Raw genomic sequence first — 14,359 nt, 5'->3', positions numbered from 1 at the left:
ATCGAGACGCCATCGACACTGGGTACGGGAGAGGGTCAGGTGTACGGTCCGGTGATGCAGGACGACATCGAAAGACGTGTAGCCGACGCCACTCTCGTGATCATCGGCGAGAGTCTGTCGTCGATGACGGAAATCCTCAGGGGCCTGGGTGACGAGCTGGCCAACACCACACCGGATCTGCCGGGTGCCAACAGTCCGTACGCCATCGTCTTCCACTGTGTCGCTGTGATCGAGCACTGGGGAGGCTCGGTGATCGCCGGCCTGAAAATCCCGCGGGACCGCGCCACCGAATTCACGGCCACCGGCCGGGTCGACGACCTGATCACACGCGTCGAAGACGTTCGTACGCGTCTGCCCGAGTGGGTGGATATGGCATTGCGCGAGGGGATTCGTGATCGGACCGTCATGGGTTCCACACGCCCGGAGCTCGCAACCGCCACCCCGGAATGGGTGTTGACACACCTCGTGCGCGAGCTGTCCCAGCACCTCGGCCAGCTCGAGCTCACACGCGACGTCCTTCGTCGGGCGTGACTGGTGGCCGCACGTGCAAGGCGAAGCTCGACTGCCCGTGTTCTTCGAGGCCCTCTTTGAGGCGGAGTGACGGCATCTCGTAATCGCCGAGGTTCTGCTTCCTGAACGCTATTGGTTCGGTTGTCTCGAGTTCGAGTAGTCGACGTTCCCAATTCTTCGCTGCAACCGCGTACTCTTCGGCCGTCAATCGATCGGATCCGTGCACGACGAACGGAGGCAGAACGTCGACGCCCGGGTAGTAGAGGATGCCGTGGTGGATGGGGAACAACAGGTCGTCGATGGGGCCGTTGATGCCCCGATCGGAGTAGTGGGCTTCCGGGCCGCCCACGGTGACCGACAGCAGTGCTCTCTTGCCGGCGAGGGTTCCTTCGCCGTAGCGCTCGCCGTACTTGGTGTCGCTGTGTTCGCCGACGCCATAAGCGAAGTGGTAGGTGAACACTCGATCGACCCACCCCTTCAGGATCGCGGGCATCGAGTACCACCACAGCGGGAATTGGAAGATGATGGTGTCGGCCCACAACAGCTTTTCCTGCTCGGTGCGGACGTCAGAGGTGAGAGTGCCGGTGTCGAAGGCCCGTCCGGAATCGGCAGCCACCCGCAGTGGCGATGACGCGGCAGGGCCGTAGTCCGACGCGTCGAGTGCAGCTTTCCACTTCGATCCGTACAGATCGGTCACCTGCACTTCGTGGCCTGCGGCTTCCAACGTGGTAACGGCCAGATCTTTGAGAGAGTGGTTGAGCGACAGCGGTTCTGGGTGGGCGTAGACGATGAGCGTCTTCACGGGTGCTCCCTGTTGTCGAGTTGTGTTCGAGTGACGCCTTCACTCTGTCTCGTTCTGCCCGTCTCGTGCAGGGGCGCGATGTCCTGTGGTCGGTGTTCCTGGTATCGGCGGTACCACTCTCGATCGACGAATCCGGGGGATACTTCAGGTGTGGACGATTTGGCGAACTTCTTGAGAATTCGGCGGTCCCGGGTCGATCCGACGTCGGTCGGAATTCCCGTCGACCGGTATCGCCGCGTCGACGGGCTGCGGCGCGAGGAGGTCGCTCACCTGTCGGGTGTCAGCATCGACTACTACGTTCGTCTCGAACAGGGCCGTGCCACACAGCCGTCCGAGCAGATTCTCGATGCGCTGGCGCGGGTGTTCGCTCTGGACGACACCGAACGGGCGCACCTGGATCGGCTTGCCCGTCGGCGTCGTCGACCTGCGAAGACCCCGAAGGGGCGCGTGCGCCCCGAACTTCTGCGCGTCCTCGATCTGGTCGAGGGAGCGCCTGCGTTCATCATGGATCACCGTATGAATGTGCTTGCGGGCAACCGACTTGCGCGGGTGCTGTACGGCCAGCCGATCCCGGGGTTGAACACTGCGCGCCACATCTTTCTCGAGGAAGCCGAGCGGGGGCTGTACGACGACTGGAACACCTGCACCATGGATGTGGTCGGACACCTTCGGCTCGCTGCGGGGCAGTACCCGGACGACGCGCAGTTGGCGTCACTGATCGGTGAATTGTCCATGAGGAGTGACCGATTCCGTCGACTGTGGGCCCGCGCTGATGTGTGCGCTCGAACCCACGGGCGCAAGGCCTACCGTCACCCGCTGGTGGGTTTGTTGGAGCTTCATCAGGAGAACTTCGCTCTGCCGGGTGAGCCGGGAATGGAGATGATCGTCCTGAGCGCCGCGGCCGGCAGTGCCAGCGAGGACGGCCTGCGGCTGCTTGCAGCCCTTGCGCTCGATACGGCGTCGGACAGTGAATCTGTTACTGCGAGAGACGATCACCCGAGCTCACAGGGGTGACGCCGGTGATCAGATCGATCATTCCGAACGGCGAGCGTTCCCCGAGGCAGAGGTCGAGCGTTTCGTGTGACTGGATGGCCACCGCTTCACTTCGGATGAACATGGCCTTCTCGTAGACGGACACGGCTGCATCGATGTTGCCGCGGTGATCGGCGATGGCGCGATCGAGTTCTGCGCCGTCGAACATCGCCAGATTGGCGCCGTCTCCGGAGGGAGGCATCAGGTGCGCGGCATCGCCCACGAGGGTCACTCCCGGCGTGTGATCCCAGCGGTGGTCGTTGGGTAGCGTGAAGATCTTTCGGGGAACCAGCGCGGTCTCGCCGTCGGTGATCAACGCCGTCAATTCCGGTGCCCATCCATCGAATTCGGCTGCGACCGTCGCTTTGGCCGAGGCGGCGTCGGTGAAGTCGATCGCGTCGATCCAGTCGACGCTGCGATTGAGCTGAACGTACGTGTGCAGGATGTCGCCGGCCTCGCGGTGCACGGAGATTCCCTTACCCGGGGTGAGGGCGAACATCGCACCGCCGCCGACTGCGCGGGCGGTGGCGGGGTGACGTGCGTCGACATCGTGGAGATAGGTCTCGACGAAGACGGTGCCCACGTAGTCGGGTTGGGCAGCCGAGAGCAGGGATCGGACTCGTGACCACGCGCCGTCGGCACCGACGAGCAGATCGCTGACCGCGATGGTTCCGTTCGCGAACTCGAGTGCGTGTTGCCCATTGCCCAAGGGACGGACGGAGGTGAGCTTGTGCCCCCACTGAACGGTGTCGGCCGGCAGTGAGTCGAGCAGAATGCGTCGCAGGTCGCCGCGCAGCACTTCCGGTCGACCGCCGGTGCCGTCGTCGGCTTCGTCGAGCAGAGCCTCGCCGTTCGGACGCAGGACGCGAGTCGCTTCGCCTCCCTCGTGAATGATGGCGCGGAACTGTTCTGTGAGCCCGGCTGCGGCGAGGGCGACCTGCCCGTCCTCCTCGTGGATGTCGAGCTGCCCGCCTTGAGTGCGCACATCGGCCGTGGCGTCGGCCTCGTACACCGTGGCGGCGATTCCGTGAACGTGCAGTACTCGTGCCAGCACCAGGCCGCCGAGTCCTGCACCGATGATCGAGATGGATGTCTTCATGTATGTCTCCGCTCATTGTTGGAACGTTGTTCCAAGTAAGAATGGAACACTGTTCCAACGCTGTCAAGTAGGCGGACGCCCTCGGTCGCCTTTCGCGTTTGACCTGTCCCCTGGGGGCCGGGTTTACGGTACGGAGATGGACGACCTGCTGAGCGTTGGAGATGTGACCCGCGAGACCGGTGCCTCGTCGAAGGCGTTGCGTGGCTACGAGGCACTGAATCTCGTTGTCCCCGAACGGGCAACCAACGGCTACCGCATGTACGACCGCCACCAGATTCGAGTCGTCGCGCAGATCCACCGGCTGAATGCACTCGGAATTCCGCTCGCGGACATGCACCCGTTCGTCGACTGCCTGAACGCCGGAAGTCTGCACGCGGACACCTGCCCCGCCTCGCTGTCGGGGTATCGCCGGGCGATCCAGCGGGTCGAACAGGCCATCGACGACCTCGATCGCCAACGCGTCGCGCTGGTCGCCAACCTCGCCGAGGCAAGCGCACGGATGGCCGACGAGTGGGCCACCGCCGATGCGCACAATCCCAATCTCGCCCCGCTGCCGGCCGACCTCGACGTTCCACACGACGACGGAGCGACCGATCATCTGCGCGGGGTGGCAATGCCGACGACCCGGTTGCCGTCCACCGACGGTGGTCACGTCGACCTCGCCGCTCTCGGAACGGGCCGTGTCCTGGTCTATGTATTTCCGATGACCGGTGCACCAGGGCACGACATGCCCGACGGTTGGGACGCCATCCCCGGTGCCCGCGGATGCAGCCCGCACAACTGCGACATGCGTAATCACTATGCAGAGCTGGTGCAGGCCGGGATCAGCGCGGTCTATGGACTGTCGAGTCAACCCGTCGAATATCAATCGGAACTGGTTGGGGCACTGCGACTTCCCTATCCGCTGCTCACCGACAGCGAACTGATTCTGCACGACGTGATCGGACTACCGACGTTCAGCGCAGACGATCTCACGGTCTACCGACGACTTGCTCTCGTCATCACCGGGGGAAGCATCGAGCACGTGTTCTACCCTGTGTTCCCACCGGACCGCCACGCGCAGACCGTCCTCGACTGGCTCGATCAACACCCCCGGCAGACGGCACCGACGCGGATCGCATCGCGCACTGTCGACGGCGGCGGGCAGTGATCGGCATCGCCGATCTCGCGCTGTTCGCCGGAGTGTTCGCGGCATCGGCTGCCACCCCCGGCCCCGAAGTTGTTGCGGTGATGGCTCGATCCCTCGACTCCGGGTTCCGGGGCGTTCCTGGACTGGCGGCCGGCATCGTCGTCGGAAAGTTGACTCTCCTCGGCATGGCCATGGCAGGACTCGCCGCGGCGACGGCGGCCTACGAGCCGATCCTTCGCGTCCTCACCTGGGCCGGCGCTGGGTATCTCTGTTACCTCGCCGCGAAGAAGTGGAGGACAGCCGGAGCGCCGGCGCTATCAGTGCCCACACTCGACACGCCCCGCCGAGCTCACAGTGTCGGCCTCGGAATAGTGCTCACCATGTCCAATCCCGTGGCCATCGGCTTCTACGTTGCGCTACTTCCCAGCGTCATCGACCTCACACAAGTGCACCTCGACGACTATCTGTTGCTCGGACTCACCCTCACCACGGTCATGGCGGTGATCATCGGGCTCTACGGTCTCGCTGGATTGCGCCTTCGGCGCTTCTTCGACCGCGGCGGTCAACGCATAGTGGACCGAACCACCGCCGGAGTATTTCTCCTGTGCGCTGTCTTCATCGTCTTGCGCTAGTTCGGTCGATGCCGGCCAGGATGATGTCGACACCGGCCTGAAACTGTTCTCTATCATCATGTTCGGCGAATTGTGACGCGATTCGGGTCAGGAACGGATAGTCGCCGGTATCCGTCACCGCCGAGCGTGTGGAGTCGAGAAATGTCGCGCGGTCCGTCACCGTGGCGGCTAGTTGCCTCCCGGCATTGCGCTGGCTCGCAGCCCCGAGAGCGTGGTACATGAGCACGGACGCGGCGTCGAACTGCTCATTCTCCGGAATTCCGCGGACGTCCAGTTCGGTTCCGATGCGGTCGAACAGATGCATGACGGCCGGCTGCCACGGTGCGCCGGCGAGTTGCGTCGCCACCCATGGCCGCGTGGTGATCATGTCGAACACCCTCATCATCACGCCGCGAACGCCCTGCTCTGTCGACTCGATATCGGGCGAGGATTCCAACACTGACGCCATGACGGCTTTGGCCGCTGCCGCGAGCAGATCTTCCCTGTTCCCGACGTGGTGATAGAGCGCTCCGGCGCCCGTGGACAGGTGTGCGGCGAGAGTGCGGAACGTCAAAGCATCGGTGCCACCCTCGTCGAGCATCTCGATCGCTGCCTGCACGATGCGCCCTTTGGACAGGGCGTCGGAACGTCGCGCGGGTGTCGGCTTCTTCTCTGGCATGGGCCGATCCTGTCACAACTGGAACGTCGTTCCATGCCTGAATGCGGGCTATCGTCAGCATTTCTATGCTGTTCGGCATGGCTATCGATTTCCGAGTCCGCTTCGACGTGGATGATGTCCAGCTATCGCAGCTCCATCACGATGCGTTCGGGGGGAACTACGAGTTGGTGCCGTGGCGATCTCGGTTGCAGCGCCACAGCAAATCGTGGGTTGGTGCCTTCCATGGCACTGTGCTGTGCGAATTCATGAACGCTGACCACTGCCATGGAAGGCACCGCAGGCAATGCCCGGACGATCGCCTTGGCCGAACTCCTGCATCGAACCGTATACCTGACTATCCATTCGAAATCGACCAGAACAGAACAGATCTCATCCACGACAGGTGATCGTTACCGAAGTAGTCGACGCACGAGCAGAACAGAACCGCCGGCGACGACAATCACCATTGCGACCACACCCAGAAGAATCGTCCCCGCCCCGTCGTCACCCGTGCTGCCGTCGTCGACCATGTCACCTTCGATCGCCAACGGTGTCTCACTACCGGTAGGCGCGGCAGTGGAACTCGTCGACGTCGTCGGCCATTGGTCGGCGAATGCTGGACTCAGCTCGTCGAGAGCTGCTGTCGGGCTGCACGCACCGTCCGCGTAGGAAGCCAAACGAGTGAGATCGCCGCTCCCGGAGTCCTCGCCCGACGCGAACGGAGCGAGGAAGTATCGTTTGCCGATATCGAAAGTGCGTGCATTCGAATTGTCCTGAGGTGCAGCAACCTTCACAATCTCGTTAGCTTCTACACCCTTGATGCCAGTGTCGATGGCGAACGTGTACACGGCCACCGGAAGTCCACCCGACGGAGGGCGAGGGGTCGTCTCCACAGCAGTCGGAGTCGCTATCGCAGCTATCGCAGCTCGATCGCGGGCGAAGGTCACCCGTTCTGTTTCCGATCCGAATCCCACACAGTCCGCAGAGGCTGTGGGTGCAACCAGGACACCGAGCGACACTGTCATCAGCACAGTCAACACCGCTCGGCAAACCCTTCGGTGGGTCGGGAAACACCGCATCGGTTACTCCTTCATGAGGGATCGACCGTCACGCTTTTCTCACCGACGTAAACCCAACGGTTTGTTCCAGGATGGCAAGTAAACCCTGGTGCAATCCCTGGCACAAGTAAACGAGCAACACAATTTTCCAAAAGCCGGATCCCCGTTTCCTGCCGAGGATGATGCTCGACGCTACCGCGACACCGAGCCTGGCCGATCTCAGTCTCTCCCGCACAATCACCTTTACGTTGGAGGAACCTGAGGTAAACCACTTCAGGCGCTCGTCGGCGGTCCGGGGCGTGGCTCGACAATCACCTGCTGCCCCGGTGGCTTCGCGTGGAAGGCCACCCCGGACCGTGACGGGTCGTTTCGGCCGCTGATTGAGATGTGTTCGCGAACTATGTCGCTGTGTAAAGGTGTGCCGGCGAAACAGCCCTGACGAGCCCCACGTGTCCGAAAGGGAGTGCATATGGTCGAAAAGGTCTGGGTTGGAATCGATGTCGGCCGCAAAGCACATCACGCCGCCGCAGTCGACGACAGCGGCGCTGTGCTGTGGTCACGCCGCATTCGCAACGACCAAGCAGAAATCGAGACACTGCTCGACCGAGTCGCAGACGTCGAGTCGGTGGTCTGGGCGATCGACATGACCGCGCCCGAGTCGGCCTTGCTCCGTGGAGTGCTGCACTCGCACCATCAGCAGGTGCGCTACGTCCCCGGCAGGGTCGTCCACAGTATGACCGGCGCTTTTGCCGGTGAAGGCAAGACCGACGCACGCGATGCAGTGGTCATCGCACAGACCGCACGTCTGCGCACCGACCTCGCCCCGGTTTCAATACCCGACGATGTCGCGATCGAGCTCGAGCTCCTGGCCGGCCACCGCACCGAGCTCGTAGCCGAACGCACCCGCGGCATCAATCGACTGCGTGTCCTGTTGACCCGGATTTTCCCTGGTCTGGAGCGGTGTTTCGACTACTCGACCCTCACCGGTTTGGCGTTCGTCACGAAATTCGTCACGCCGTCGTCGATCACCGCGGCCTCCGACAAAGAGATCTACGATCACTTGCGCGGCCACGGGGTCCGGCGACCCACCATTCCTAAGATGATCGGTGCAGCCCGCACTGCAGCGGTGGCGCAGCGCATTGCACTGGCCGGTGAAGCAACCACCGCAGCGTTGGTCCAGCAGGCAGCCAGTTCGCTGATCCTGCTCACCCGGCAGATCACCGATCTGGACAAACAGATCGCTGAGGTCTTCAGTCGACACCGGTACGCACGCATTCTCGAATCCGTACCCGGCATAGGAACCCGAAGCGGTGCCGAACTCATCGCGATCACCGGCGGTGACCTCGCCTCGTTCGGCTCAGCCGCCAAACTCGCCGCCTACGCCGGTCTCGCGCCGGTGCCGCACGACTCAGGGAACCGTCACGGCACATTGCGCAGACCGCAGCGCTACCACCGTGGCCTCCGGAAAGTGTTCTACATGGCTGCGCTGAACAGCTCCCAACGCGACGGCCCATCACGAGAGTTCTACCAACGCAAACGGACTGAGAAACGATCAGCCGTCCATGCCTTGATCGCGCTCGCTCGCCGCCTCGTCGACGTCGTGTGGGCGTTGATCCGCGATGATCGCGAGTGGACCCGTACCGTTCCCAGTCGTGGGGACACCCGCTCTGCACCGGTAGCCGCATGAGCTGGTGTCGTCAGGCATTCAGCCAGCTGGCCACGTTGTTTCGTTACGCCAGCAATGGAGGTCGGGCACGTCAGAGCATCGGACGGCGGGGGGCTGGTGGGCAATCGGGCCTTCAGACGGACTGGTCGGCGAGGACACCGCTCATGAGCGTCAGCGCGTACCACGACAGTGCCAGCCAGCAGACCATCACTGCCAGCGACGCCAGGGTCGTGCCTCGACGGAAGTGGACGACGGTCGCGGCGAACTCGCGAAGAAACGCGCTGGGTAGGTAGTAGGCAGCAGTGGGAGCGCCGACAGGTACCGAGGGGATCTCGAGCATTCGCGCGAGCGATACAGCCCGGAGCACATGGAAGTTGCTGGTTGCGATCGCCATCGTCGTCCACGGGATGTTGTTTTCGGCGAGAAGGGCAACCGTGTATTCCAGATTTTCTCTGGTGGTGGTCGATGATGATTCTTCGATGATTCGGTCGGAGGGCAGCCCCTTGTCCTCGAGGTACTCCGCCATCGCCGCAGCCTCGGATCTGCTCTCGTCTGAGCCTTTTCCTCCCGAGACCACGATGGTGGCGTCCGATCCAGCTTCACGGCAGCGCTCGAAAGCAGCGATACCAGCATCCAATCGGGACGCCAAGAGTGGCGTCACCTGGTCCCCGGACAAGCCGGAGCCCAGGACCACGATCACGTCGGCGGTACCCCCTCCTCTGACCCGGGAGTAGAACAGCGCGTATCCCGTGTAGGCCACGAGCTCGAAGAGAAGAACCAGTCCCGGAGCCGCCACGATCGGAAGGAGCACGACCACCCACCACCCCTGGGGGGTGTCACTTGCGACCAACGCGACGAACTGAAGAACCCACGAAATGTGCATGGCGACTATGAGGGCACCGATTCCGAAAGGAACCAGGGTTGCGAGATGTAGACGTTCCCGGCGGGTGACCACGATGGTGTTCACCATCAGGAACGCCGCCAGCACGAGGGAGAGTACGACCACTCCGAGCACGGGGTAGAGCACCGCCGCAATCAACCACGTCGGCACATCAGCGGATTCGATGCTCAAGCATGCGATCACCGCCGTCAACCACAGCAGAAGACCCGCTGCCGTGATCCAGATGCCGTTCGACGGACGTCGGGCATCACGCCACACTCTGGCCACTCCGACAACAGCGCACAGAACCGACAACACGAACACCATCGCTGTCGGGTAAACGAGCCAGTTCGTCTGCATGCGTCGGTTCCTCGGTATCGGGTTTCAGTGAACAGCAACGACAGTCGCGAATATTGTTCTCGACCTGACGTCAGTCGTCCCTGAGGGTTTTTGTCGATTCTGGGAATCAGAGAAGGTTGGTGCGGTAGACGTAGATCGCGAGTTGAATGCGGTCCCGCAAGTCGAGTTTGGCGAGCAGTTTCGATACGTGTGTCTTGACGGTGGCGTCGGAGATGAACAGATCGCGACTGATCTCGGAGTTCGACTTACCGTGCGCGATCTCGATCAGAACGTCACGCTCACGTTCGGTGAGAGCGTCGTATTCCGGTCCGGGCCGGGTCAAGGCGCGGGTTCGGTGTTGGGCGAACAGGCGGCGAGTCGCCGACGCGGAGACCACCTGTGAGCCGGTATGGACCGCACGAACTGCCGAGAGGAGAAATTCGGTCTCGGCATCTTTCAGGATGAACCCGTCGGCACCGGCTTCGATCGCCGACAGGGCTGCCTCTTCGATGTCGAAAGTCGTCAGTACCAGTACCGCAGGGCCGTCCCGTCCCAGTTCACGTCGCAGGGCGGAGGTCGCGGCGATGCCGTCGACGACTGGCATCCGCACATCCATCACCACCACGTCGGGGGAGTGTTCTCGCGCCATGTCGGTCACCGTTGACCCGTCGGAGAGCTCCGCGACGACGGTCATGTCGGGTTGACTGTCGACGACCATGGCGATGCCGTTGCGAAAGAGAGTTTGATCGTCGACGAGCGCTACCCGGATCATCGTTCCCCCTCGGAGTCGTCATGAAAGCTACGGTCGATCGGGAAGCGGGCATCGAGTTCCCACCCGCCCGGTACGGCACCGACGGTGACCGTGCCGCGCACCAGGGCGATACGTTCGGTGATGTTGGCCAGACCCATGCCCGTTCCATCGCTGACCGCTGCGGTGTCCGATACGGTGGGAGGCGAAGCGGCGACGGCGTTGCGTACCGTCAACCGTGCTGTGGCGCTCCAATTTTCAGCGACGTGCACCGGTTGGGTGAGGTCGCCGTATTTGAGGGCATTGGTCAGCGCCTCGGCCAACACCCGGTACATGGTGACCGACACGAGGGCGGGCATGTCGCCGGGTTCCCCGGTGCAGGTGTGCTCCACGTTCATTCCGGCGGCTCGAATCTGGGTGATGAGGAAGTCACGGCTCTCGCGGTAACTGCGTCCGTCGGTGGGAATGTTGCGGTGTCGCAGCCGCTCGAGAAAGGTGCGTACGTCGGTCAGAGACGCGCGGCCGGTCTGGGCGATGACCTCCAGTGCGCGGCGGGCGGCGTCCGGTGAGCTGTCGAATGAGTACTTCGCGCCTTCTGCCTGGGCGATGACGACGGTCAGGGAATGGGCGACGACGTCGTGGATGTCGCGGGCGATGCTGTTGCGTTCCTCCTCCACACCCAGGCGTTCGACGGCTCGTTTGCGGTCCGCGTCGAGTTGGCGTGCACGAAACTCCGACGCCACTGCGGTGCGACGCTGGAACCCGACATACCCGAACGCCCACACCACCAGCGCCGGTGCCGCGAGCAACACCACGCACGCAACGAGGATCTCGCCCTCGGAGCTTTGTCCCAGCGCTGTTCCTGGGGCCACCGCGTCGGTCAGCCGCCATCCGGCGGCGCAGCACAATGCCACGACGACGACACCGGACCCCCACCTGAGCGCACCTCTGGGATTAGATGCGCAGTAATAGATCGACGCAGCAAAGGCGATCCAGGTCAACAGCAGCACCTCACCGGAGACGATCTGGGTGAGAGCCGATGCCACGATCAGAGGCAGCGCAACAGTTGGGAGGTGAGTGCGCAGGGCTGCCGCGCCCGCCGCGATGGACCCGGCGACCAGAGCCGCGACCGTGGTGGTCTCGAGCAGTAAGGCGATCACACATACGGCGGCGACCGCACAGTCGGCGTAGGCGGTTCGCCGCGAAGCACTCGGAAGGCGGAGCGGGTCGCGGATCATGTCTTCACTGTTACACCACAGCAGGTGCATCAGTCGATGCTGCGCCGGGCAATATCGGTCGTACGGACGAGCCGATCGGCCTGATATACATCCCGGGGATGGGGTGTGTCGCGTCTGCGACGCCGTGAGGAGGAGGCGAATCTCGCGCGACGGGTTGATTTCAACTCTGTTGTTGCGCAATAAAATCGAGATTCGACAGTTGATATTTGCCTACTTCGAGGATCGAGCCCATGCTTCGTTCGTACCTGCACAACACCGTTGTCGCCGCCACCGAGAGCGTCGACACCGACAGGGCGGCCACCGTCGGTGTGGTGATCGTTCTGCTCGTTCTCGCTGCCGCTGCCGCGATTCTCTGGATCGCCGCTGCGGTGAGCATTCTGCGTTCGCAGCGCTACACCACAGCCGGGAAGGCTCTGTGGATTCTCGTCATCATCGCTCTACCGCTCCTCGGAGCTCTGGGCTGGTTCTTCTGGGGCCGTAACTCAGCGTTGACGGTCCTCGACAGCGATGCCGCGCACCGGGACGGCCAGCGATGAGGAAGCGAGGAGCCATGGTGTCCGCTGCCCTCGCCGTCACTGTGATGACAGCGTCGTCCTGCAGCGTCACCGACTCCGACACTGCGACCGCTATCGAGACCTTTACCTCGGAAGCGGTGACATGGGGCAACTGTGAGTCCGCATTCGCGACGACGTATCCCGACGCCATCGCAGTCGATCGCCTCGAGTGCGCCTCGGTGAGTGTGCCTGCCGATTACAGCGATCTCGGTGGCCCCTCGATCGAGCTCGCGATCAGCCGTCTGCCTGCCGCGTCGGAACACAGCCGCGGAACGCTGTTCGTGAACCCCGGAGGTCCGGGAATAGAAGGTCGATCCATGCCCGCCCTCATCGGCGACACCGCCGGAATGAGCGAGTGGGACATCATCGGTGTCGATGTTCGCGGCACCGGGGCAAGTCCCCGGCCCTCATGCACCGCCCTCGATGCCCTCACTCCACCGGACAGTGCACCCGAACAGGCTTCGGAGAAGGTCCTCGCGGACCGAGCCCGGGCGTACATCGACGTGATCGCCGCCGCCAACCGGGCATGCGCCGATATCGACGGGCCTATGCTGTCCACCTTCACCGTTGCCACCGCTGCCGCCGATCTCGAGCAGGTCAGATCAGCGCTCGGCGTTCCGAGGATCAGTTACTTCGGCGTGTCCTGGGGCACCGCACTCGGACTGGCCTACCGGACACTGTTCCCCGAACACCTCGCCACCATGGTCCTCGACAGCACCGTCTACCTCGGCGCATCTGCAGCAGAGCAGGACCGCGACCTCGCGGCAGCCCTCGCGGTCGAGCGTGATGCAGAACCCGTCGGCGGCGACCCATCCGAACAGGTCGAGAGCGACGATGGTGATGCGGCACCAGACACCGAACCCTCGGCGCTGCCGGTGCCGACGGATCCGTTGAACCAGCTCACGCTCTCGACGCGCACCGCGTACATCTGCAACGCGCTCGATGCACTCCCACCCGCAGACGTGCAGTGGTCCGACCACGTCTCCGCTACGCGCGCCGTCGGACTCTCGATCGACGGCAGGCTTCCCACTCCGGCCAATTCCGAGCTACCCGGTGCCAGTCTGTGCTCGGGATGGCCGACACCCGGATCTCCGTTCGAGGTCTCCGATACCGGCACCCCGCTCCTGCTGGTCGGCCACCGAGACGAAACCGTCACCCCCTACCGCTGGACCACAGTCGCCGCCGAGCGCGCCGGCGCGACCGTCATGACCGCCGACGACGGAAATCACGGATCAGCACTGTTCGGTCCATGCTCCGCCGCCATCGTCGCCTTCCTCGACAGTGACCGCACCCCCGCTGCCACCTGCCCGACTCAGTAACGACTCGCCCCTCCAAGCCCCGCCACAACGGTGGAGCTCTGGTCCGCCACGTTCGGTGACCGAGCGTGGCGGATCATCACCGCACCGGCATTACCGGCCGATCCCGATAGGAGATCCAACCTATGACCGACACAGAACCGTCGAAGATCGGCATCACATCATCTGTCGGACAGTCAGATTCGGCGCGCACCCGCCGGGCTCTGCTCACTGCAGCGGCAGATCTGATCAACATCGACGGCACGGTGACCATCACCGGCCTCACCACGGGAACGGGCCTCACCCGCGGAGCCGTCTACGTTCACTTCGACTCCAAAACCGAACTGATACTCGGCGTCATCGACGCTGCCGATGAACAACTGCGCGCCGCCTACGCCCCCGAAGCGGCGGTCGAACGCCACCGGGACGCTGCAGCGATCATGAAGGACTTTCTCGACCGGCTCGCAGCGGACCGGATCCTGCGCGCAACATGCACGCTGTGGACAGACCGCGACTTCGCGCGCGCCGCACGCGCTGCCACACGAGAACCGTTGCGGCACCAGCTGATCGATGCTCTTGCTCGCACACACCGGTCGCCGTATCGCGACCCCACGACCATCGCTGATCTGCTCATCGCGGTGATCACAGCCCGCATCGCCACCGCAGGCGACGCCATCAGCGAACCACGCGCCCGAGCTGCCACCGCCGCCCTCATCGACGAAGTCCTGCGCTGACCTACC

General features: G+C 63.5%; 15 protein-coding genes. 8 read left to right on the top strand and 7 right to left on the bottom strand.

The features are described from left to right. The first annotated feature begins 54 nt into the window (after positions 1 to 54). Positions 55 to 531: a DinB family protein gene (locus ASH04_RS19905; RefSeq protein WP_057474608.1), complete on the top strand. Its 477-nt coding sequence runs from the start codon at positions 55 to 57 to the stop codon at positions 529 to 531. On the opposite strand, the gene ASH04_RS19900 is transcribed toward ASH04_RS19905, so the two are convergent. Then, positions 503 to 1,312, bottom strand: coding sequence for an NAD(P)H-dependent oxidoreductase (locus tag ASH04_RS19900; protein WP_057474339.1), 810 nt, complete (start codon positions 1,310 to 1,312; stop codon positions 503 to 505). The genes ASH04_RS19905 and ASH04_RS19900 overlap by 29 nt on opposite strands. Before the next feature lie 150 nt (positions 1,313 to 1,462). On the opposite strand from ASH04_RS19900, the gene ASH04_RS19895 reads away from it, so the two are divergent. Beyond that, entirely contained in the window at positions 1,463 to 2,326 is an 864-nt protein-coding gene (locus tag ASH04_RS19895) for a helix-turn-helix transcriptional regulator (protein ID WP_057474338.1), read from the top strand. On the opposite strand, the gene ASH04_RS19890 is transcribed toward ASH04_RS19895, so the two are convergent. Beyond that, positions 2,289 to 3,443, bottom strand: coding sequence for an FAD-dependent oxidoreductase (locus ASH04_RS19890; RefSeq protein ID WP_057474337.1), 1,155 nt, complete (start codon positions 3,441 to 3,443; stop codon positions 2,289 to 2,291). The genes ASH04_RS19895 and ASH04_RS19890 overlap by 38 nt on opposite strands. A gap of 136 nt (positions 3,444 to 3,579) precedes the next feature. Between ASH04_RS19890 and ASH04_RS19885 the strand changes: the two genes are divergently transcribed. Both ASH04_RS19885 and ASH04_RS19880 read left to right on the top strand, forming a co-directional pair. After that, a complete protein-coding gene (locus ASH04_RS19885) occupies positions 3,580 to 4,593 on the top strand; it encodes a redoxin family protein (RefSeq protein ID WP_200937346.1) in 1,014 nt (337 codons plus the stop codon). Further along, positions 4,590 to 5,204, top strand: coding sequence for a LysE family translocator (locus ASH04_RS19880; RefSeq protein ID WP_032392167.1), 615 nt, complete (start codon positions 4,590 to 4,592; stop codon positions 5,202 to 5,204). Before ASH04_RS19885 ends, ASH04_RS19880 begins: the two co-directional genes overlap by 4 nt. Here ASH04_RS19880 and ASH04_RS19875 read toward each other — a convergent pair. Together ASH04_RS19875 and ASH04_RS19865 are read right to left on the bottom strand one after the other, a co-directional pair. Next, positions 5,188 to 5,862: a TetR/AcrR family transcriptional regulator gene (locus tag ASH04_RS19875; RefSeq protein WP_057474336.1), complete on the bottom strand. Its 675-nt coding sequence runs from the start codon at positions 5,860 to 5,862 to the stop codon at positions 5,188 to 5,190. The genes ASH04_RS19880 and ASH04_RS19875 overlap by 17 nt on opposite strands. A 389-nt stretch (positions 5,863 to 6,251) precedes the next feature. Next, complete coding sequence (locus ASH04_RS19865; RefSeq protein WP_139278401.1) at positions 6,252 to 6,866, bottom strand: hypothetical protein; 615 nt, start codon at positions 6,864 to 6,866, stop codon at positions 6,252 to 6,254. Positions 6,867 to 7,368: 502 nt separating this feature from the next. Between ASH04_RS19865 and ASH04_RS19860 the strand changes: the two genes are divergently transcribed. Continuing rightward, the gene (locus ASH04_RS19860; RefSeq protein WP_057474334.1) at positions 7,369 to 8,586 is read left to right on the top strand and encodes an IS110 family transposase; all 1,218 of its coding nucleotides are present in this window, start codon (positions 7,369 to 7,371) and stop codon (positions 8,584 to 8,586) included. A 112-nt stretch (positions 8,587 to 8,698) separates the two neighbouring features. Here ASH04_RS19860 and ASH04_RS19855 read toward each other — a convergent pair whose 3' ends face one another. The 3 genes from ASH04_RS19855 to ASH04_RS19845 form a co-directional block, all read right to left on the bottom strand. Continuing rightward, a complete protein-coding gene (locus ASH04_RS19855) occupies positions 8,699 to 9,805 on the bottom strand; it encodes a YdcF family protein (RefSeq protein ID WP_052053515.1) in 1,107 nt (368 codons plus the stop codon). Between the two features lie 106 nt (positions 9,806 to 9,911). Further along, positions 9,912 to 10,556, bottom strand: coding sequence for a response regulator (locus ASH04_RS19850; protein WP_057474333.1), 645 nt, complete (start codon positions 10,554 to 10,556; stop codon positions 9,912 to 9,914). After that, positions 10,553 to 11,770, bottom strand: coding sequence for a sensor histidine kinase (locus tag ASH04_RS19845; protein WP_057474332.1), 1,218 nt, complete (start codon positions 11,768 to 11,770; stop codon positions 10,553 to 10,555). The genes ASH04_RS19850 and ASH04_RS19845 overlap by 4 nt, the downstream gene beginning before the upstream one ends. Before the next feature lie 230 nt (positions 11,771 to 12,000). Between ASH04_RS19845 and ASH04_RS19840 the strand changes: the two genes are divergently transcribed. From ASH04_RS19840 to ASH04_RS19830, 3 genes are all read left to right on the top strand, one after another. Then, positions 12,001 to 12,306, top strand: a complete 306-nt coding sequence (locus ASH04_RS19840) for a PLD nuclease N-terminal domain-containing protein (protein ID WP_080735694.1) — start codon at positions 12,001 to 12,003, stop codon at positions 12,304 to 12,306. Next, positions 12,303 to 13,643, top strand: a complete 1,341-nt coding sequence (locus ASH04_RS19835; RefSeq protein WP_057474331.1) for an alpha/beta fold hydrolase — start codon at positions 12,303 to 12,305, stop codon at positions 13,641 to 13,643. Before ASH04_RS19840 ends, ASH04_RS19835 begins: the two co-directional genes overlap by 4 nt. A gap of 122 nt (positions 13,644 to 13,765) precedes the next feature. After that, complete coding sequence (locus tag ASH04_RS19830) at positions 13,766 to 14,353, top strand: hypothetical protein (protein ID WP_032392173.1); 588 nt, start codon at positions 13,766 to 13,768, stop codon at positions 14,351 to 14,353. Positions 14,354 to 14,359 lie beyond the last annotated feature (6 nt).

Source organism: Rhodococcus sp. Leaf233 (assembly GCF_001426165.1).
Classification (GTDB): domain Bacteria; phylum Actinomycetota; class Actinomycetes; order Mycobacteriales; family Mycobacteriaceae; genus Rhodococcoides; species Rhodococcoides fascians.
This window is presented reverse-complemented; position numbering and strand designations above follow the sequence as displayed.

Bases quoted from the DNA above. Each gene is read 5' to 3' on its own strand.
- ASH04_RS19875 (WP_057474336.1), bottom strand. From the start codon at position 5,862: ATGCCAGAGAAGAAGCCGACACCCGCGCGACGTTCCGACGCCCTGTCC.
- ASH04_RS19835 (WP_057474331.1), top strand. From the start codon at position 12,303: ATGAGGAAGCGAGGAGCCATGGTGTCCGCTGCCCTCGCCGTCACTGTG.
- ASH04_RS19865 (WP_139278401.1), bottom strand. From the start codon at position 6,866: ATGACAGTGTCGCTCGGTGTCCTGGTTGCACCCACAGCCTCTGCGGAC.
- ASH04_RS19830 (WP_032392173.1), top strand. From the start codon at position 13,766: ATGACCGACACAGAACCGTCGAAGATCGGCATCACATCATCTGTCGGA.
- ASH04_RS19840 (WP_080735694.1), top strand. From the start codon at position 12,001: ATGCTTCGTTCGTACCTGCACAACACCGTTGTCGCCGCCACCGAGAGC.
- ASH04_RS19890 (WP_057474337.1), bottom strand. From the start codon at position 3,443: ATGAAGACATCCATCTCGATCATCGGTGCAGGACTCGGCGGCCTGGTG.
- ASH04_RS19855 (WP_052053515.1), bottom strand. From the start codon at position 9,805: ATGCAGACGAACTGGCTCGTTTACCCGACAGCGATGGTGTTCGTGTTG.
- ASH04_RS19885 (WP_200937346.1), top strand. From the start codon at position 3,580: ATGGACGACCTGCTGAGCGTTGGAGATGTGACCCGCGAGACCGGTGCC.
- ASH04_RS19845 (WP_057474332.1), bottom strand. From the start codon at position 11,770: ATGATCCGCGACCCGCTCCGCCTTCCGAGTGCTTCGCGGCGAACCGCC.
- ASH04_RS19860 (WP_057474334.1), top strand. From the start codon at position 7,369: ATGGTCGAAAAGGTCTGGGTTGGAATCGATGTCGGCCGCAAAGCACAT.
- ASH04_RS19850 (WP_057474333.1), bottom strand. From the start codon at position 10,556: ATGATCCGGGTAGCGCTCGTCGACGATCAAACTCTCTTTCGCAACGGC.
- ASH04_RS19905 (WP_057474608.1), top strand. From the start codon at position 55: ATGCAGGACGACATCGAAAGACGTGTAGCCGACGCCACTCTCGTGATC.